The sequence below is a fragment of the Burkholderia sp. RF2-non_BP3 genome (assembly GCF_001522185.1).
Lineage (GTDB): Bacteria > Pseudomonadota > Gammaproteobacteria > Burkholderiales > Burkholderiaceae > Burkholderia > Burkholderia diffusa.
Genome location: NZ_LOSU01000003.1, coordinates 15,834 through 35,410, shown reverse-complemented (window position 1 = coordinate 35,410; position 19,577 = coordinate 15,834). Strand labels below are relative to the sequence as shown.

Below are 19,577 nucleotides of genomic sequence, written 5' to 3'. Positions count from 1 at the left end.
GCATGGGGCCCGCTCGGGCGAGCGGGCTTGGCAGACGAACGCGTCAGTTGTTCTCGGCACCGAATTCGGCGAATCTGCACACCGCCGGCGAACGGGATCGTCGGCCCACATTGCATGCATCGACGCGCATGACCGACCATCTCACCAGAGACTGGTTGCGCACGCACCGTCCTCGGTATTCACCCTGACCCGCACCGCACGATCTCGCATCCCAGACCACGCACGGCTGGTGCGAAGTCACGTCGATGAAACATTTTCTTCCGGGCGTGGCGACACACGCGCTTGCCGGCCGTCGCGACTTCGCGTCTGCCGACGGCCGCGCACGCTTGCACGATGCGCGTCGCTCTGCCCGATGCGCTGTTTTTCGGCATCGGGCACGACGCTGACGCCCCGAAAACAGATGCGTTCCTGAAACATTTCCGTCGATTCCCTCCCGCGTAACCCCGCACGTCAGGCCGCGACGCTTGCCCCGCGCCGATCCGCGCCGCATGGCACACCCCTTGCGGTTAGGCCGGGGCTGCTCGACATAACCGCGATCGATGGCAACCACGAATCGCGGGAGCGGCACGCAACGACATCGAAATATCGGGGATCGGATCGCGCCGCGGGATGGCGGCCGGTCGTGTCGGACGCGCGATGCGTCATATCGGCGACACGAACGGACACCGCACGTGCGATCCGTCAAACAGCAAGCTTGCTTGCAAGATGTCGTGCCGGGGGACCCGCTGCGCGTGGCGGCATGCGCTGCACGCGGCGGGTCGGCTCGCCCGGCACATGTCGGGGAGACGCCCGTGAAAACGACAGTGAACCAATGGGCAGCGCTGGCGATGGTGTTCGCGGCTGGCGCGCACGCGCAGGAAATCTACCTGCAGGGCGGCACGCAAGGCGTCGGCATCGGCGCGGCCGTGAGCTTCAACTCGGTGCTGGGCGCACACGCGGATTTCAATGCGATCAATCTGACGCATGACTTCACCGTGGCCGGCAATCGCTATCAGGACGACATCAAGCTGCGGCAAGGCGGCCTGTATGCGGACATCTTTCCATGGCGCGGCAGCGGCTTTCGCGCGACGATCGGACTGCGCTTCAACGACGACGAAATCCGCGGCGTGTCGGTGCCGACCAACGGCACCTACGTGTTCGCCGGCAAGCGCTACCCGGCGCTGCCCGGCATGTACGCGGTCGCGGAGGCGCGCTATCCGACCGTGATGCCGTATGTCGGGATCGGTTATGGGCATCGGCCGGCGTCGAAAGGGCTCGGCTTCGTCGCCGACATCGGCGTCGCATACGGAATCCCGCGCTGCTCGTACACGCTGTCGCCGGAACTCGCCGCCGCGGCCGGACCGCAGAAGAGCCAGGTCCTGGCCTCCAGCGGCCTCGACGAACTGAACCGGATGATGTCGCGGTATCGGTGGTATCCGGTGCTGCAGATCGGGATCTCGTACCGGTTCTGAGCCGGACGTGCTACTGGATGCGAATCAGCGCGGCGCTCACCGGTGCCACCTTCACGGTCACCTGCCGATTCGCCACGGCAAGCGTCTGCTGCGGCGTGCCGTTCCATGCGCCATTCAGCGCGACCGCCTGCCCGCCGAACGTGATCGGTGTCCCGCCGTTGTAAATGCCCGGATTGGCGAGCTGGGCGCCCGTTGCGTCACCTGACGAAGCGAGCGTCATCACCGTCGCGCGCGACGCCTGCGAACCGAGCGTGACGGTAACGTTTGCGGTGCTGACCGTATCCTTGTTGTTGATGATGACGTAGGTCGCGCCCTGACTGGTCGCGACCGCGAATGCGCTCACGGCCGCCGTGCTCGCGCTCAGCGTCGTATTCAGGAATTCACCTGCGCCGCCGCCCGCGAAGATTTGCGAAAAGAACAGCAGCGCGTAATAGAGCGGCTGCACGGCCGTGACTTCGCCTTGCGAATCGGCGATCGCGGTATAGCTCGCGACCGATCCGTTGTTGTGGAAATTCAGGCCGCTCGCGCCGTACTGCGCATGCGTGAAGATGAAATCGATCGCCCACAGCGCGCTCGCGAACACGTTGCTGACGCCGGCCGGCTTCGTGCTGTTGAAATACGAATTGGTCTCGTCCATCCTGAACGGCACGCCGGCCTTCTGCGCGGCGGACCGCATGTTTTGCAGGGCCGTCACGAGATTCGCATCGGGGTAGGCGAGCATCCCGGCGATCGAGGGCGCGTTTTCGTTGTAGTTGCTGATGTAGTAGTGCTCGGTCAGCAGTGCGATGTTCCTGCCCTGGCTCGCCGCGAACGACTCCGCCCAGCCCGGCGTGTCGCTGGCGGCGGCCGGCCCGCTGAACACGGCGCCGCTGACGGCGCCCGCGATCGCCTGCGCGAACTGGTTCCATCCCGCGATCGCGCCCTGGGCGACCGTGCCGCCGTTCAGGAAGATGCCGTAGGTGATCCCGGCCAGGTTCGGCGTCCTGCTGTCGCCGTATTGATCGGGTTCGTTGCCGATCTCGAACGCGAGCAACTGCCCGCCGAGCTGCTGCGACACATACAGCGCTTCGTCGGCCGCTTGCGCCGGCGATGCCACCGAGCCGCGCGCGCCGGCGAAATTGATCCCGTAGATCACTTTCCATGCGGGACATTGCTTGAGGCACGCGACGAATCGCGCCACGTCGACACGCGACACCTGCCCGCGGATCTGCCCCGGCCCGTTGGGCGCCCACGTCATGCGGTCGACGCTGTTCCCGCCGATGCGCAGCACGCCGCCGCCGAGCGCGTTGAGCAGCCCGATCAGGTTCGTGTTGTCGGCGCGGAAGTAGTTGTTGTTGATGTCGGCTTTTTCGAAGCTGAGGCTCGCGAAGTGGGCATCGAGCGCGGCGGTGCCGGAGGCGGGCTGCTGCACGGCGAGCGTCAGCGAGACGCCGTCAGGGTGCGGGTCCGGCGGCGGTGCGTCGGATCCGCCGCCGCCGCATGCGGCCAGCATCGATACGGCTGCATACGCGCCGAGGCGAATGAAGTCGCGCCGGTTCATCGCCGCCGACGCCTCGTACAGGTCGGACAGCGAAAGCGGGTTTTTTGTGGTTTTCAATTTGTCATCCTCGTAGGCCGTTATTGATATTTATGAAAGACATTAAACGCCGCCTGCGTAACATACCCGTTACAAGGATCGAAGTCCATGATGCGCGTGTCGAAGTTTGTCTCGACGCTTCGCAGTGCGTTTCCAGAAAACCGGCGGAAGGCCGTGCAGCTTGTACTGACAGGGCAGACGCCATGACGCCGGGTTATCGACGACGATTCCCGGTGAGCGGGTAAATGGTTGATTTCTACGCAGAAGAAATAAGCATTCCGGCCGATTTTTTCAGGCATTCCTGATGTTTCGACCGTAAGAAAGATAATCCGCCGAACCGGTTATTCCGGCTGAGCCGCACGCATGTTGTCGCCGATGCCCGCGCGTCGCTGCGGCCACGCTTTACCGACGTCGTTTGCGGCGCCGCAGCAACGCGGCATCGTTTCGCTGCGCGCACCCGCCGCGCCACGCTCCCGCCCCCCGCCGGCTCTCGTCCCAACAGACGATGTGACGCCATCCCCGACCGGCCAGAATCCTTTCACGAACAACGGAATCTGAACCTGGAGGAGGCCGACATGATCGATGTCCGTGCGCTCGGCTACGTCGTCGTCGAGGCGACCCGCGTCGATGCGTGGCGCCGCTACGCGGAAGACGTGCTGGGCATGCAGGCGCTCGACGCACCCGACGGCGCGCTGTACCTGAAGATGGACGAGCGCGATTTCCGCTACGTGATCGTCCCCGGCGCGTCCGACCGCTATTTCGCGTCGGGCTGGGAACTGCCCGACGGCGCCGCGTTCGACGCCGCGCTCGCGGCGTTGCAACGGGCGGGCGTCGAAGCCGTGCGCGCCACGCGCGACGAAGCTGCGCTGCGCCGCGTGCAGGCCATGGCGTGGTGCACCGACCCGTCCGGCAATCGTCACGAGCTGTACTGGGGCGCGCGCTGCGACTTCCGCCGCTTCGTGTCGCCGCTCGGCGTCGCGCGCTTCGTCACCGGCGACATGGGGCTCGGCCACGCGGTACTGCCCGCGCCGCAGTTCGACGCGACCGACGCATTCGTGCGCGGCGTGCTCGGCTTCGAACTGTCCGACATCTACCGCGTGAAGTTCACGCCGGACCCCGCCGAACCCGAGAAGCGCATTCACTTCATGCACTGCCGCAACGCGCGCCATCACAGTCTCGCGCTGTTCGAGATGGCCGTGCCGTCGGGTTGCGTGCACGTGATGGCCGAAGTCGACTCGATGGACGAGGTCGGCCGCGCGCTCGATCGGGTCGCCGCGCACGACGTGAAGATGTCGGCGACACTCGGCCGGCACTGCAACGACCAGATGATCTCGTTCTACATGAAGACCCCCGGCGGCTTCGATCTCGAATACGGCTTCGGCGGCCTCACGGTCGACTGGTCGAAGCATGCGGTGTTCGAGGCCACCAAGGTGAGCCAGTGGGGCCACGATTTCAGCATCGGATACCGGTAAGCCAGCACGATGACGATGAAACCTCTCGACAAGACGATGTCCGCGCGCGACGTGGTCGCGCAACTCGCCGACGGCATGACGATCGGCATCGGCGGATGGGGGCCGCGGCGCAAGCCGATGGCGCTGGTGCGCGAGATCGCGCGCTCGAACCTGAAGGACCTGACGGTCGTCGCGTACGGCGGCGCCGACGTCGGCCTGCTGTGCGCGGCGGGCAAGGTGCGCAAGGTGGTGTTCGGCTTCGTATCGCTGGACGTGATCCCGCTCGAACCGCATTTCCGCCGCGCCCGCGAACAGGGCCGTGTCGACGTGCTCGAACTCGACGAAGGGATGCTGCAGCTCGGCCTGCGCGCGGCCGCCGCGCGCCTGCCGTTCCTGCCGACGCGCGCCGGACTCGGCACCGCGCTGCTCGATCACGCGCCGGAGCTGCGCACGGTCAGGTCGCCGTACGACGACGGCGAGACGCTGCTCGCGATGCCGGCGCTCGAGCTCGACGTCGCGCTGCTGCACGTGAACGCGGCCGACCGGATGGGCAACACGCGCATCGACGGCCCCGATCCGTTTTTCGACGCATGGATGGCGCGCGCCGCGCGGCGCTGCTACGTGTCGGCGGAAACGGTCGACGCGTCGCTCGCGACCGAAGACCTCGATGCCGCGAAACGCAACCCGTTCGAGCGTTCGCTCGTCACCGGCGTCGTGCCTGCGCCGGGCGGCGCGCACCCGACGTCGTGCGGGCCGGCCTACGGCTGGGACCTGCCGCACCTGCGCGCGTACTGCGCGAGCGCGGAAGACGATGCGAAGACGGCGGCGTACCTGCGCGACGTGGTCGGCCAGGACGAACGCCAGTATCTCGAAGGCGTCGGCGGCCTGCCGCATGTGACGACGCTGCCGTTGCCGATTCTGTAAAGGAGCGCCTGTGAGCGAATCTCTCGACCATTCCCTCGCGGAACTGATGATCGTAGCGTCCGCGCGACTCTGGCGCGACGACGGCGAAGTGCTGGCGACCGGCATCGGCACGGGCCCGCGGCTCGCGGCCGGCCTCGCGCGGCTCGCCTACAACAACGGGCTGATGCTGACCGACGGCGAGGCGTATCTCGTCGAGGAGCCGGTCCCGCTCGGCCCCCGTCCCGACGGCTATCGCGTGAAGGCGAGCGGCTGGATGACCTACGAACGCGTGTTCGACTGCCTGTGGCACGGCCGTCGCCACGCGCTGGTGATGCCGACACAGATCGACCGCTTCGGCCAGGCGAACATCTCGTGGCTCGGCGACGACTACGCGCGTCCGAAGACGCAGCTGCTCGGTGCGCGCGGTTTCCCCGGCAACTCGACGAATCACGCGAATTCGTTCTTCGTCAGCGGCCACGGCAAGCGCACGTTCGTCGAAGGCGAAGTCGACATGGTCTGCACGGTCGGCTACAACCCGGCGCGCCGGCTGCCCGGCATGAAGACCTTCGTCGACCTGCGCAGCATCGTCACCGACCTGTGCGTGATGGATTTCGGCGGCCCCGATCACGCGATTCGCGTGCGTTCGCTGCATCCGGGCGTGAGCTTCGACGAGGTGCAGGATGCGACCGGCTTCCCGCTGGTAGCCGCACCGGAACTCGGCACGACCGCCGCGCCGAGCGCGGAAGACCTGCGCATCGTGCGTGCGCTCGACCCTCACAACCTGCGCGCGACGATCGTGCGCAACAATCCGGCGCCGCGCCGCGGATGAGGTCCGACATGGAAGCGACCCAGATGACGTTCGGCGACGGTGTCGTCGACTACGCGGTCGAGGACGGCATCGCGACGATCACGATGAACCGTCCCGAGTATCACAACGCGCAGAACTCGAAGATGACGTACGCGCTCGACGCGGCGTTCCGGCGCGCATCGCACGACGACGCGGTGAAGGCGATCGTGCTCGCGGGCGCCGGCAAGCATTTCTCGGCGGGCCACGACATCGGCACGCCGGGCCGCGACATTCACGAGTCGTTCGATCGCGCGTCGCTGTGGTACGACCACGTCGACAAGGAAGGCGGCGAATTCCTCTACGCGCGCGAACAGGAGGTGTACCTCGGGATGTGCCGACGCTGGCGCGACCTGCCGAAGCCGACCATCGCAATGGTGCACGGCGCGTGCATCGCGGGCGGGCTGATGCTCGCGTGGGTATGCGACCTGATCGTCGCGTCGGAGGACGCGTTCTTCGCGGATCCGGTCGTGCGGATGGGCATTCCGGGCGTCGAGTATTTCGCGCACGCGTACGAGCTGAACCCACGCATCGCGAAGGAGTTCCTGTTTCTCGGCGAGCGGATGCCGGCCGAGCGCGCGTATCAGATGGGCATGGTCAACCGCGTCGTGCCGCGCGAGCGGCTGCGCGACGCGACCTACGCGATCGCCGCGAAGATCGCGACGATGCCGCGGCTCGGCCTCGCGCTGACCAAGCAGGCGCTGAACCACGTCGAGGAACTGCAGGGCAAGCGCGCGGCGATGGACGCGGCCTTCGCATGGCATCACTTCGCGCATGCGCACAACGAGCTCGTCAGCGGCGACCGCCTCGGCGGCTACGACGCGCGCAAGATGGCCAGCTCGCAGCGCCGGCCGGAGCAGGCGGAAGGCGAAGGGCGGACCGATGCGGCAGCGGCCGCCGTCAACGGAGCCGCCGCATGAGCACGACGCTGCATACCCCGTTGTGCGACCTGCTCGGCTGCCGCTACCCGATCGTGCAGACCGCGATGGGCTGGGTGGCGGATGCACGGCTCGTCGCGGCTACCGCCAACGCCGGCGGCTTCGGCTTCCTGGCCGGCGCGACGCTCGAACCGGAGCAGGTCGAGGCCGAGATCCTGAAGGTGAAGGCGCTGACCGACAAGCCGTTCGGCATCAACTTCCACATGTTCCAGAAGAACGCCGCGCAGGTGGTCGATCTCGCGATCGAGCATCGGCTGCGCGCGGTCAGCTACGGGCGCGGGCCGGACGCGAAGACGATCCGCCGCTTCAAGGACGCCGGCATCGTCTGCATGCCGACCGTCGGCGCGCCGAAGCACGCGGCGAAGGCGGTCGAGCTCGGCGCGGACATCGTGACGGTGCAGGGCGCGGAAGGCGGCGGCCATACGGGCTCGGTGCCGACCACGCTGCTGTTGCCGAAGGTGCTCGACGCGGTGCGGGTGCCGGTCGTCGCGGCCGGCGGGTTCTTCGACGGGCGCGGGCTGGCTGCCGCGCTCGCGTACGGCGCGGCCGGCATCGCGATGGGCACGCGCTTCCTGATGAGCGCCGAGTCGCCGGTGCCGCGCGCGACGCTCGAGCGCTACGTGGCGGTGGGTGATCCGGCGCGGATCCGCGTGTCGGACGCGCTCGACGGATTGCCGCAACGCATGATCGACAACCCATATCTGCTGAAGCTCGAACGCTTCGGCCCGCTGCGCCGCACGCTGTTTGCACTGAAGACGGCCGAAGCGTGGCGCCGTCAGAACGGATTGCGCACGACCGACATGCTGGGCCTCGCGATCAAGGCGCTGCGCTCGCACGACTACACGGCCAGCCAGACGCTGATGGCCGCGAACGCACCGTTCCTGATCCAGCGCGCGATCGTCGAGGGGCGGCCGGACGAGGGCGTGCTGCCCAGCGGCCAGGCGGCCGCGATGATCGGCGCGATCGAATCGTGCGATGCGCTGATCGCGCGGATCGTCGCGGAGGCCGGCGCGCGGCTCGACGCGCTGGCCGCGTTGCGCGGCGTGGCGGCGGCCCACGCGGCTTGAAAGACATCACAGGGAGGCAGTGGAGATGACTACATCCAAACAACCGGGCGGCGCGATGCCGTTCCGGATCGAGCGCGCCGACGGTATCGCCGAACTGGTGATCGCCCATCCGCCCGTGAACGCACTCGATGCGCAGGGCTGGCACGCGCTCGCGCGGGCGCTCGATGCGCTCGGCGAGGACGACGACGTGCGCGTGATCGTCGTGCGCGGCGAAGGCCGCGGCTTCTGCGCGGGCGTCGACATCAAGGAGCTGGCCGCGCATCCGGAACGGATCGTGTCGGTCAACGCAGGCAACTACGAGACGTTCCGCGCGGTGCACCGCAACCCGAAGCCGGTGATCGCGGCCGTGCACGGCTTCGTGCTCGGCGGCGGGATCGGCATCTGCGGCGCGGCGGATATCGTCGTCGCGGCCGACTGCGCGCGCTTCGGCGTGCCGGAGATCGACCGTGGCGCAATGGGCGGCGGCGCGCATCTGCAACGACTGTTCGGTGTTCAGAAGGTCCGCGCGATGTACTTCACGGGCGAGATGATCGACGCGGCCGAGGCGTACCGGCTCGGTGCGGTCGAGCAGGTCGTCGCGCGCGATGCGCTGCGCGACGCGGCGCTCGCGATCGCCCGCAAGATCGCGGAAAAGAGCCCGGCGATGGTGCGGCTCGCGAAGGAGGCGCTGAACGGCGTCGAGGACGGCGACCTCGAGGACAAGTACCGCTGGGAGCAGGGCTTCACGCTGCAGGCGTACATGACCAACGACTCGACGGAGGCGCGCGCCGCGTTCGTCGAGAAGCGCGACGCGCATTTCGACGCACGGACCAGCGTCGAGGAGGCACGCGCATGAACCTGACCTATACGCCGCAACAGCAGGCGTTCCGCGCGGAAATCCGCGAATGGCTTGCCGCGCACGTGCCGCGCGAGCGGCTGCCGAGTTTCGACACCGAGGAAGGCTTCATCGCGCACCGCGAATGGGAGCGCACGCTGCATTCGGGCCGCTGGAGCATGGTCACGTGGCCGCGCGAGCTGGGCGGGCGCGGCTGCGACCTGATCGAGTGGCTGATCTTCGAGGAAGAGTACTGGCGCGCCGACGCACCGATGCGCGTGAACCAGAACGGCATCTTCCTGCTCGGCCCGACGCTGATGGATTTCGGCACGGCGGAGCAGAAGGCGCGCTTCCTGCCGGCGATGGCGGCGGGCGAGCACGTGTGGGCGCAGGGCTGGTCGGAGCCGAACGCGGGCTCGGACATGGCCGCGATCCGCACGACGGCGATCCGCATCGGCGACGAATACGTGCTCAACGGCCAGAAGATCTGGTCGACCCGCGCGGTGTGGGCCGACTGGCTGTTCGGGCTGTTCCGCAGCGATCCCGAATCGTCGCGTCACCACGGGCTCACGTTCCTGATGGTGCCGCTGTCGACGCCGGGCATCACCGTGCGCCCGATCCGCCAGCTGAACGGGCAGACGGGCTTCGCGGAAATCTTCTTCGACGACGTGCGCGTGCCGGTCGAGAACCGCCTCGCGGCCGAAGGCGCGGGCTGGCAGGTCGCGATGGCGACGGCCGGCTTCGAGCGCGGGTTGATGCTGCGTTCGCCCGCCCGTTTCCAGCGCACCGCGCAGGCGCTGCGCGACCTGTATCTCGCGCACCGCGACAGCGCGGATCGCGACCCGACGCTGCGCGAACGCGTGGTCGCCGCATGGATGGATGCGCAGGCGTACGCGCTGTCGACCTACGCGACCGCGAGCCGGCTGCTGAAGGGCGGCCACATCGGCGCGGAGTCGAGCACCAACAAGGTGTTCTGGTCGGAACTCGACCTGCGGATGCACCAGACCGCGCTCGACATTCTCGGCGCGCACGGCGAGGTCGTCCCGCAGACGGCCGCGCAGCACGCGACGCTCGGCCACTGGCTCGACGGCTTCCTGTTCGCGCAGGCCGGCCCGATCTACGCGGGCACCAACGAGATCCAGCGCAACATCGTCGCCGAACGGATGCTCGGCATGCCGCGCGCATAAGCGCGCCGGCGCCAACCTCACTGAACGGACATCGTATGGATTTCGTATTCGATGAAGACCAGGAGGCGCTCGCGGACAGCGTGAAGCGCCTGCTGATGACCGAGATGACCCCGGAGCTGATCCGCGAGCTGTGGGCCACGCCGACCGGCCGCTCCGACACGCTGTGGTCGCTGTTCGCGTCGCAGGGGCTGACCGCCGTGTCGGTGCCCGAGGCGCACGGCGGTCTCGGCCTGACCGAAGTGGAATGGGCGCTGCTCGCGCAGACTTACGGCTACTTCGGCAGCCCCGAGCCGTTGCTCGACACAGCGCTCGTGTCGGCCGGCGTGCTCGCGCGGCTGCCCGCCGCCGACTGGCGCGACGCGCTGCTGCGCGACATCGCCGAAGGGCGCGCGCGTGTCGCGCTCGTGCATCCGGTGAACCCGTATGCGGCCGACGTGCACGTCGCGCAAGCGCTGCTGTGCGAGCACCGCGGCGAGCTGCACCGCGTGAATCCCGCGCAGTGCGCGTGGCGCGCGGTCGACAGTGTCGACCCGTCGCGGCGCCTGTTCACGCTCGACTGGGAGCCGTCGACGGCCACGCGCATCGCGAGCGCCGACGAAGCCGCGCCGCTGCTCGATCGCGCGCTCGACCACGGCGCGTTCGCGGTCGCTGCGCAACTGCTCGGGCTCACGCAGCGCGTGCTCGACGTCGCGATCGACTACAGCGCGCAGCGCAAGCAGTTCGGCAAGGCGATCGGCTCATACCAGGCGCTCAAGCATCTGCTCGCCGACGTGGCGATTCGCTACGAGTTCGCGCGGCCGGTGGTGGCGCGCGCGGCCCGGGCGATCGCCGACGATCACCCGCAGCGCGCGGTGCTGGTGTCGCACGCGAAGCTCGCGGCGACCGCCGCCGCGCAACTGGCCGCGCGCCACACGATGCAGGTGCACGGCGCGATCGGCTACACGTGGGAGCTCGACCTGCAGATCTTCATGAAGCGGATCTGGGCGCTCTCCGGCAGCTGGGGCGACAACGCATTCCACAAGGCCCGCGTGGCCGACGCGATCCTCGGCGACGCATTGCCGATCGGCCCCGCGCAGACCTTCGACTTCGAGGAAACCCACCGATGAAACAAGCCTATATCGTCGACGCGCTGCGCACGCCGACCGGCCGCCGCAAGGGCGGGCTCGCGCACGTGCATGCGGCGGACCTCGGCGGCTTCGTGCTCAAGACGCTCGTCGAGCGCAACGCGATCCCGGCCGACGAATACGACGACGTGGTATTCGGCTGCGTCGACACGATCGGCCCGCTCGCCGGCAACATCGCGCGCACCTGCTGGCTCGCGGCCGGGCTGCCGCTCCAGGTGCCGGGCGTGACGGTCGACCGCCAGTGCGGCTCGTCGCAGCAGGCCGTGCACTTCGCCGCGCAGGCCGTGATGAGCGGCGTGCAGGACGTGGTGGTCGCGGGCGGCGTGCAGACGATGACGCAGATCCCGATCTCGTCCGCGATGACGAGCGCGGCGCCACTCGGCTTCAAGGACCCGTTCTCGGGCAGCGCCGGCTGGCGCGCGCGCTTCGGCGACGCGCCGGTGTCGCAGTTCGTCGCCGCGCAGCGGATCGCCGATCACTGGAACCTGTCGCGCGACGCGATGGAGCGCTATGCGCTCGAAAGCCACCGCCGCGCGGTCGCGGCGATCGAGGCAGGCCATTTCAAGCGGGAAATCGTGCCGCTCGAAGGCGTGATGCATGACGAGACGCCGCGCCCCGACACGTCGCTCGAAAAGATGGCGACGCTCGAACCGCTGATGCCGGGCGGCTCGCTGACGGCCGCCGTCGCGAGCCAGACCTGCGATGCGGCCGCCGCGTTGCTGATCGTGTCGGAGGATGCGCTGAAACGCTACGGGCTCACGCCGCGCGCACGCATTCACCACCTGAGCGTGCTCGGCGACGATCCGCTGTGGATGCTCACCGCGCCGATCCCGGCGACCCGGGCCGCGTTGAAGAAGAGCGGGCTCGACTGGTCGCGGATCGACGTCGTCGAGATGAACGAGGCGTTCGCGTCGGTCGCGCAGGCGTGGCTCGCGGACACGCGCTTCCCGCACGAGAAGACCAACCCGAACGGCGGCGGCATCGCGCTCGGCCACCCGCTCGGCGCGACCGGCGCACGGCTGATGACGACGCTGCTGCACGAACTGGAACGCACCGGCGGTCGTTACGGATTGCAGACGATGTGCGAAGGCGGCGGCCTCGCGAACGTCACGATCATCGAGCGCCTGTGAGCGCGGCACTTTCACGATCCCTCGATCCAGGAGGCACAAGCATGGGAATCTGTAACGGACGCACCGCCATCATCACCGGCGCGGGCGGCGGCCTCGGGCGCGAATACGCGCTCGCGTTCGCGGCCGAAGGCGCGGCGGTCGTCGTCAACGACATCCGTCACGAGGCCGCGCAGGCCGTGTGCGACGAGATCGCACGACGCGGCGGCCGCGCGCTCGCGAATGCCGACGACATCACGCGGATCGACACCGCGCAGCGGATCGTCGATGCCGCGCGCGACGCGTTCGGCGACGTGCACGTGCTGGTCAACAACGCGGGCATCTGCCGCGACAAGATGTTCACCAGCATGACCGAAACCGACTGGGACGACGTGATGCGCGTGCATCTGCGCGGCCACTTCTGCCTGTCGAGCGTGCTGGCGCGCGTGTGGCGCGACGCCGCGAAGGCCGGCCACGCGGTCGACGCGCGGATCGTCAACACGAGTTCCGGCGCCGGGCTGCAAGGGTCGATCGGTCAGTCGAACTATGGCGCGGCGAAGGCCGGCATCGCGGCGCTCACGCTGATGCAGGCGGCCGAGCTGCAGCGCTACGGCGTGCGCGTGAACGCGCTCGCGCCGGCCGCGCGCACGTCGATGACCGAAGGCGTATTCGCCGACATGATGAAGAAGCCCGAGGACGGCGGCTTCGACTATTTCGATCCGGTCAACGTCGCGCCGCTCGTCGTGTGGCTGGGCAGTGCGCTGTCGGCCGACGTGACGGGCCAGGTGTTCGAGGTCGCGGGCGGGATGATCGCGGTTGCCGAAGGCTGGCGCACCGGCCCGAGCGTCGACCGCGGCGCGCGCTGGGCGCCGGCCGAGGTCGGCCCGGCGGTCGCGCGGCTGATCGCCGACGCGCGTCCCGCGCAGCGCGTGTACGGGAGCTGACGCATGGATCTGGCGCTCACCGACGAACAGGCGATGATCCGCGACGCGGCGGCCGACGTGCTCGCCGAACGCAGCGCGTCCGCCGACGTGCGACGCGCGCTCGAGCAATCGGCCGGCCGCGACGACACGCTGTGGGCCGCGCTCGCGGGCGAGCTCGGCTGGAACGCGCTGTCGCTGCCGGAGGCGGCAGGCGGGATGGGGCTCGGCGCGGTCGAGCAGACGTTGTTGATGGAGCAGCTCGGCCGGCGCGTCGCGTGCGTGCCGTATTTCTCGACCGCGTGCCTGGCCGCGACCGCGCTGGCGAGCTGCTCCGACGTGCCGCTCGCGACGGGCTGGCTCGCGAAGATCGCCGAAGGTGCGTGCAGCGCGACGCTGGCCTTGCCGTTCGAGCTGCCCGCAGGTTCATGGCAGTTGCCGGTCGTCGCGGAAGAAGCAGCGGGCGGCTATGCGTTGTCCGGCACGATCGAACAGGTGATCGACGGCGCGCGCGCCGACCTGCTGTTGATCCCCGCGCGGATCGCGAACGAGGGGCAGTCGATCGGCCTGTTCGCGATCGACGTCGCGACGGCGCCCGGGCTGAGCATCGCGCCGCTCGACACGCTCGACGCGACGCGGCCGATCGCGCGCATCGTCCTCGACGACATCCGCGTGAACCGCGACGCGCTGTTCGCCGGCGGCACCGTTGCCGCGCAGGTGCTCGAGCGCGCCGCATGGTTCGCGGCGCTCGCGCTGGCCGCCGAACAGCTCGGCGGCGCACAGCACTGCCTCGACCTGACGCTCGACTACACGGGCCAGCGCGTGCAGTTCGGCCGCGCGATCGCGTCGTTCCAGGCCGTCAAGCATCGCTGCGCGCAGATGATGGTGCTGATCGAATCCGCACGCTCGGCGGTGCTCGGCGCGGCGCACGCATGGGATGCGGACGCGGGCGGGGCGGCGCCGGGCGCGGCGTTGCGCGCCGACGTCGCGGCCGCGAAAGCCGCCGCGAACGACGCATATGCGTTCTGCGCGCAGGAAGCGATCCAGCTGCACGGCGGTGTCGGCTTCACGTGGGAATACGACCCGCATCTCTACTTCAAGCGTGCGCAGGCGTCGGGCACGCAGTTCGGCAGCACGCCGCAACTGCTCGAATGGATCGCCCGCCATGCGATCGACGGCGACACGTCGCGGCGCGAGGCGGCACTGGCGTCGCCACAGGCGTCGATCGCCACGCGTCCGTCCGCCGCGCGCACCGGAGCACGCCAATGAACAGCGAAACGCGCGAACAGCAATTGCGGCACGAAGTCGCCGACTGGGTGCGGTCGCACCTGACCGGCGAATTCGCGTGCCTGAAATACCGCGGCGGCCCCGGCGACGAGGAAGCGTTTCCGGAACTGCGCAAGGCGTGGGAACGGGAACTGGCGCACGGCGGCTGGACCGGCCTCGGCTGGCCGACCGACGCGGGCGGCCGCGGCTTCACGGTCGCCGAGCAGGTGATCTTCCACGAGGAATATGCGCGTGCCGGCGGCCCCGGCCGGATGGGCCATATCGGCGAGGGGCTGCTCGGGCCGACGCTCGTCGCGTGCGGCACCGACGACCAGCGCGCGCGCTTCCTGCCCGGGATTCTCGCCGGCACGCAGTTCTGGTGCCAGGGCTACTCGGAGCCGGGCGCGGGCTCCGATCTCGCGAACGTGCGCACGCGTGCCGAGCAGGACGCCGACGGCACCTGGCGCGTGTTCGGCCAGAAGGTGTGGACGTCGCTCGCGCACGATTCCGACTGGATCTTCGTGCTCGCGCGTACCGATCCGGCATCGAAGGGCAACAAGGGGCTGTCGTTCCTGCTGCTCCCGCTCGACCAGCCGGGCATCGAGATCCGCCCGATCAGGCAGCTCAACGGCGGCGCCGAATTCAACGAAGTGTTCTTCGACGGCGCGCGCGCGGCAGCACGCGACCTGGTCGGCGCGCCGGGCGACGGCTGGCGCATCGCGATGACGCTGCTCGGCTTCGAGCGCGGGATGTCGACGCTCGGCCAGCAGATGCAGTTCGTCCGCGAGCTCGAATGGGTGATCGACGCCGCGCGCGAGTCGGGCGCCGATCGCGACCCGGTGCTGCGCCAGCGGATCGGCCGCGCGTGGGCCGGGCTGCGCGTGATGCGCTACAACGCGCTGCGGATGCTGTCGGGCGCGGACGACGCGAACGGCGCCACCGCGCCGCTGCGCCGCGAGGCGCTGATCTACAAGTATTTCTGGTCGAACTGGCACCGCGACCTCGGCCAGCTCGCGATGGACGCGCTCGGGCCCCGCGCGAACGTGATCGATCCGGCCGACGAGAAGCTCACCCATCTGCAGCGCGTATTCCTGTTCTCCCGTGCGGACACGATCTACGCCGGCACCAACGAAATCCAGCTCAACATCATGGCCGAGCGCGGGCTCGGCATGCCCAGGGAACCACGAGGCACAGCATGACCGAACCCCAGATCCAGAAAGCGCCGGCTTACGTGCCGGGCCACCAGCTGCTCGTCGGCAAATCGGTGCTGATCACGGCCGCCGCCGGCGCAGGCATCGGCTTCGCGGCCGCGCGTCGCTGCGCGGAGGAAGGCTGCCGCGCGCTGTTCATCTCCGACATCCACGAGAAGCGCCTCGAACAGGCCGTGGAGACGCTGCGCGCCGAAACGGGGCTGCGGCAGATTTACGGCCGCCTGTGCAACGTCGCGGTCGAGGACGACGTGCAGGCGCTCGTGGCCGATGCGCAGGACAGGCTCGACGGCGTCGACGTGCTGATCAACAACGCCGGGCTCGGCGGCGCCAAACGCATCGTCGAAATGGACGATGCCGAATGGTCGCGGGTGATCGACATTAGCCTCACCGGGACGTTCCGGATGACGCGCGCGATGCTGCCGCACATGCAGGCCCGCGGCCGCGGCGCGATCGTCAACAACGCATCGGTGCTCGGCTGGCGTGCGCAGGCGGAACAGGCGCATTACGCGGCGGCGAAGGCGGGCGTGATGGCGCTCACGCGCTGCGCGGCGCTCGAGGCGTCGCCTTACGGCGTGCGCATCAACGCGGTCGCGCCGAGCATCGCGATGCACGATTTTCTGAAGAAGTCGGCTCCGGCCGACTTGCTGAATCAACTGGCGTCGCGCGAAGCCTTCGGGCGCGCCGCCGAAGTCTGGGAGGTCGCGAACGTGATGGTGTTCCTTGCAAGCGATTACGCGTCGTACATGACGGGCGAAGTGCTGTCGGTCAGCAGCCAGCACGCATGATGGAGACGACCCTCGACCCCGTGCGCGCGACGCCCCGCGTGTTCGCGCATCCCGCTGAACTCGCGGCGGCCGTCGGCGACACGCTCGGCGCGAGCGCGTGGCTCGCGATCGACCAGATCCGCATCGACGGCTTCGCCGACGCGACGGGCGACCACCAGTGGGTGCACGTCGATCCGGTGCGCGCGAAGGACGGCCCGTTCGGCGCGTGCATCGCGCACGGCTACCTCACGCTGTCGCTCGTCAACCATTTCCTGCCGCAGATCGTGCGCATCGACGGCGCGCGGCTCGGCGTCAACTACGGCTGCGACCGGATCCGCTTCCCGGCGCCGGTGAAGGTCGGCGCGCGCGTGCGCGGCGTCGGCGAGCTGCTGCGCGTCGAGCCGCTCGACGGCGGCGTGCAAGCGTGGATCCGCGTGACCGTTGAGATCGAAGGCGACGCGAAACCCGGCTGCGTGGCCGACACGATCAGCCGTTACTACTTCTAGATTCAGAGAGCCAGCTCATGGAAGACGCAGTCATCGTTTCCGTCGCACGCACGCCGATCGGCAAGGCGTTTCGCGGCATGTTCAACGACACCGAGGCGCCCGCGCTGGGCGGCCACGTCGTGCGCGCCGCGCTCGAACGCGCGGGCGTCGCGCCGGTCGACGTCGACGACGTGCTGATCGGCTGCGCCGCGCAGCAGGGCACGCAGGGCTACAACATCGGTCGCCTGTCGGCGGCGGCGGCGGGGCTGCCGGCGTCGGTGCCAGGCATGTCGATCGACCGCATGTGTTCGTCGGGCCTGATGTCGATCGCGAGCGCCGCGCGCAGCATCGGCGCGGGCGATGCGCGGATCGTCGTCGCGGGCGGCGTCGAATCGATCTCGCTCACGCAGAACAAGCACAAGAACGTCTACCGCGCGCGTTCGCAGGCCGTGCTCGACCACCAGCCGGTCGCGTACATGGCGATGATGGAAACCGCCGAGATCGTGTCGCGCCGCTACGGGATCTCGCGGGCGGCGCAGGACGAATTCGCGTTGCAGAGCCACCGGCGCACGGCCGACGCACAAGCGGCCGGCCGCTTCGACGCCGAAATCGCGCCGCTCGACGTGACGCGCGCGCTGTTCGACAAGGAAGGCAACCCGATCGGTCACGAGGCCGTGCGCGCGGCGCGCGACGAAGGCGTGCGCGCCGATACGACGGCCGAGCGGCTCGCGGGGCTCAAGCCGTCGTGGAGCGGCGGCAAGGTCGTCGAGCAGGGCGAGTTCGTGACGGCCGGCAACGCGTCGCAGCTGTCGGACGGCGCGGCGGCGGTGGTCGTGATGTCGCGCGCCGAGGCCGCGCGTCGCGGGCTCGCGCCGCTCGGCACGTTCCGCGGGCTGGCCGTGGCCGGCTGCGAGCCGGACGAGATGGGCATCGGCCCGGTGTTCGCGATTCCGAAGCTGCTGGCGCGCTTCGGGATGACCGTGCGCGACATCGGGCTGTGGGAACTGAACGAGGCGTTCGCGTGCCAGGCGCTGTATTGCCGCGACACGCTCGGCATTCCCGACGAGCGGCTGAACGTCGACGGCGGCGCGATCGCGCTGGGCCACCCGTTCGGGATGTCGGGCACGCGGATGACGATGCATGCGCTGCTCGAAGGCGCGCGCCGCGGCGTACGGCATGCGGTCGTGACGATGTGCATCGGCGGCGGGATGGGTGCCGCCGCGCTGTTCGAAGTCGGCGCGTAACGGCATGTAACCGCGTTCGACGCAGCCGCACCGGCGGCCGGACCGACAGCCCGGTTCGGCCGCCATCCATTCGGAACCATGCGAGGCCGCGGCGACGACCGACGGCCCGGAGACTTGCAGCGGCAGGGCGAGCGCGTCGGCGCGGGCCCGGGCCGCTTGCCAGGACAGGAGACAACCGATGAAACGTACCTTGCCAGGACTCGCGATGTCGGCGCTCGTGCTCGGCGCCGCGCTGTTCGCGTTCTCGCCGCGCCCGCTGCCGGCGTTCCCGGTCACCGCGATCCATGCGGACCGCCTGCAGATCAACGGGCTCGCCCGCGCCGGCGCGCGCATCGTCGCGGTCGGCGAGCGCGGCGTGATTCTGCTCAGCGACGATGCGGGCCGCCGCTGGCGGCCGGCATCGGTCACGCCCGACCAGGGCTCGACGCTCACGCAGGTGAGCTTCGTCACGCCGACGCTCGGCATCGCGGTCGGCCACGACGGCCGGATCGTGCGCAGCGACGATGCGGGCGTGCACTGGCGCGCGGTCCACAGCGACAACGCGCATTCCGATCCGCTGCTGTCCGTCTGGGGCAGCGCGAACGGCCCGCTGTTCGCGGCCGGCAGTTTCGGCCAGCTGCTGCGCTCGGACGACGCCGGGCTCACGTGGCAGCCGCTGAAGACGCCGGCGGGCGACCGCCACCTGAACGCGATCGTCGGCGACGGCCACGGCAATTTGCTGATTGCAGGCGAGAGCGGCACGCTGCTGCGCTCGACCGATAACGGCGTGACCTGGGACAAGCGCCCGTCGCCGTACGCAGGCTCGCTGTTCGGCGCGCTGATGCTCGCGAACGGCGACTGGATCGCGTACGGCATGCGCGGCAACGTGCTGCGCAGCACCGATCGCGGCATGACCTGGACGCACGTCGACAGCCACGTGCCGGTGTCGTACTTCGGCGCGACCCAGCTTGCCGACGGCGAACTCGTGCTGGTCGGTCAGGGCGGCGCGATCGTCGCGTCGCGCGACGGCGGCCTGACCTTCGACGTGCGCAAGCTCGGCGGCGTGCAGAGCCTCGCGGCCGTGTTCGACATGGGCCGCGGCGCGCTGCTGCTCGGCGGCGAGGCCGGCGTCGCGCCGCTCGCCGCGTCGCCGTCCTGATGCGCGGCGGCGGCGCTTGCCGCCGCCCGCATCCGTCCGCGTCGCTGCGCCGACCCACCCGTATCGCCCGCATCGTCCGTCCCGTCCG

The 19,577-nt window shown here is 69.5% G+C and carries 18 protein-coding genes; 17 read left to right on the top strand and 1 reads right to left on the bottom strand.

What is annotated here, in order from left to right; translation table 11 throughout:
* Positions 1–827: 827 nt before the first annotated feature.
* Positions 828–1,451 (top strand): hypothetical protein, encoded by a 624-nt coding sequence (locus WS45_RS01020; RefSeq protein WP_373557217.1) that lies wholly within the window; start codon positions 828–830, stop codon positions 1,449–1,451.
* 10 nt (positions 1,452–1,461) lie between these two features.
* On the opposite strand, the gene WS45_RS01015 is transcribed toward WS45_RS01020, so the two are convergent.
* Complete coding sequence (locus WS45_RS01015; RefSeq protein WP_059697682.1) at positions 1,462–3,048, bottom strand: hypothetical protein; 1,587 nt, start codon at positions 3,046–3,048, stop codon at positions 1,462–1,464.
* A 554-nt stretch (positions 3,049–3,602) separates the two neighbouring features.
* Here WS45_RS01015 and WS45_RS01010 point away from each other — a divergent pair.
* The 16 genes from WS45_RS01010 (at position 3,603) to WS45_RS00935 (ending at position 19,489) form a co-directional block, all read left to right on the top strand.
* The gene (locus tag WS45_RS01010; RefSeq protein WP_059697680.1) at positions 3,603–4,499 is read left to right on the top strand and encodes a VOC family protein; all 897 of its coding nucleotides are present in this window, start codon (positions 3,603–3,605) and stop codon (positions 4,497–4,499) included.
* A 9-nt stretch (positions 4,500–4,508) separates the two neighbouring features.
* On the top strand, positions 4,509–5,402 hold the full coding sequence (locus WS45_RS01005; protein ID WP_059537693.1) for a CoA transferase subunit A: 894 nt from the start codon (positions 4,509–4,511) through the stop codon (positions 5,400–5,402).
* 10 nt (positions 5,403–5,412) lie between these two features.
* Positions 5,413–6,210 carry a CoA-transferase subunit beta gene (locus tag WS45_RS01000; protein WP_059691346.1) on the top strand — a complete coding sequence of 266 codons (798 nt, stop codon included), beginning with the start codon at positions 5,413–5,415 and terminating at the stop codon, positions 6,208–6,210.
* Positions 6,211–6,218: 8 nt separating this feature from the next.
* Entirely contained in the window at positions 6,219–7,145 is a 927-nt protein-coding gene (locus WS45_RS00995; RefSeq protein ID WP_059691345.1) for an enoyl-CoA hydratase, read from the top strand.
* Positions 7,142–8,230: an NAD(P)H-dependent flavin oxidoreductase gene (locus WS45_RS00990; RefSeq protein WP_059697678.1), complete on the top strand. Its 1,089-nt coding sequence runs from the start codon at positions 7,142–7,144 to the stop codon at positions 8,228–8,230. Before WS45_RS00995 ends, WS45_RS00990 begins: the two co-directional genes overlap by 4 nt.
* A gap of 25 nt (positions 8,231–8,255) precedes the next feature.
* Positions 8,256–9,065 (top strand): enoyl-CoA hydratase family protein, encoded by an 810-nt coding sequence (locus WS45_RS00985; RefSeq protein ID WP_059537705.1) that lies wholly within the window; start codon positions 8,256–8,258, stop codon positions 9,063–9,065.
* Complete coding sequence (locus tag WS45_RS00980) at positions 9,062–10,231, top strand: acyl-CoA dehydrogenase family protein (protein WP_059691343.1); 1,170 nt, start codon at positions 9,062–9,064, stop codon at positions 10,229–10,231. The genes WS45_RS00985 and WS45_RS00980 overlap by 4 nt, the downstream gene beginning before the upstream one ends.
* Positions 10,232–10,266: 35 nt before the next feature.
* Positions 10,267–11,337, top strand: coding sequence for an acyl-CoA dehydrogenase family protein (locus WS45_RS00975; protein ID WP_059697676.1), 1,071 nt, complete (start codon positions 10,267–10,269; stop codon positions 11,335–11,337).
* Complete coding sequence (locus tag WS45_RS00970; RefSeq protein ID WP_059697674.1) at positions 11,334–12,485, top strand: acetyl-CoA C-acetyltransferase; 1,152 nt, start codon at positions 11,334–11,336, stop codon at positions 12,483–12,485. Before WS45_RS00975 ends, WS45_RS00970 begins: the two co-directional genes overlap by 4 nt.
* A gap of 41 nt (positions 12,486–12,526) precedes the next feature.
* Complete coding sequence (locus WS45_RS00965) at positions 12,527–13,405, top strand: SDR family oxidoreductase (RefSeq protein ID WP_059697673.1); 879 nt, start codon at positions 12,527–12,529, stop codon at positions 13,403–13,405.
* Between the two features lie 3 nt (positions 13,406–13,408).
* The gene (locus tag WS45_RS00960) at positions 13,409–14,650 is read left to right on the top strand and encodes an acyl-CoA dehydrogenase family protein (RefSeq protein WP_059697670.1); all 1,242 of its coding nucleotides are present in this window, start codon (positions 13,409–13,411) and stop codon (positions 14,648–14,650) included.
* Complete coding sequence (locus WS45_RS00955) at positions 14,647–15,846, top strand: acyl-CoA dehydrogenase family protein (protein WP_059697668.1); 1,200 nt, start codon at positions 14,647–14,649, stop codon at positions 15,844–15,846. Before WS45_RS00960 ends, WS45_RS00955 begins: the two co-directional genes overlap by 4 nt.
* Positions 15,843–16,643: an SDR family oxidoreductase gene (locus tag WS45_RS00950; RefSeq protein WP_059697666.1), complete on the top strand. Its 801-nt coding sequence runs from the start codon at positions 15,843–15,845 to the stop codon at positions 16,641–16,643. Before WS45_RS00955 ends, WS45_RS00950 begins: the two co-directional genes overlap by 4 nt.
* Entirely contained in the window at positions 16,643–17,128 is a 486-nt protein-coding gene (locus WS45_RS00945; protein WP_059537737.1) for a MaoC family dehydratase, read from the top strand. Before WS45_RS00950 ends, WS45_RS00945 begins: the two co-directional genes overlap by 1 nt.
* Before the next feature lie 17 nt (positions 17,129–17,145).
* Entirely contained in the window at positions 17,146–18,351 is a 1,206-nt protein-coding gene (locus WS45_RS00940; protein ID WP_059697664.1) for an acetyl-CoA C-acyltransferase, read from the top strand.
* A gap of 178 nt (positions 18,352–18,529) precedes the next feature.
* Positions 18,530–19,489 carry a WD40/YVTN/BNR-like repeat-containing protein gene (locus tag WS45_RS00935; protein WP_059697662.1) on the top strand — a complete coding sequence of 320 codons (960 nt, stop codon included), beginning with the start codon at positions 18,530–18,532 and terminating at the stop codon, positions 19,487–19,489.
* Positions 19,490–19,577: the final 88 nt, after the last annotated feature.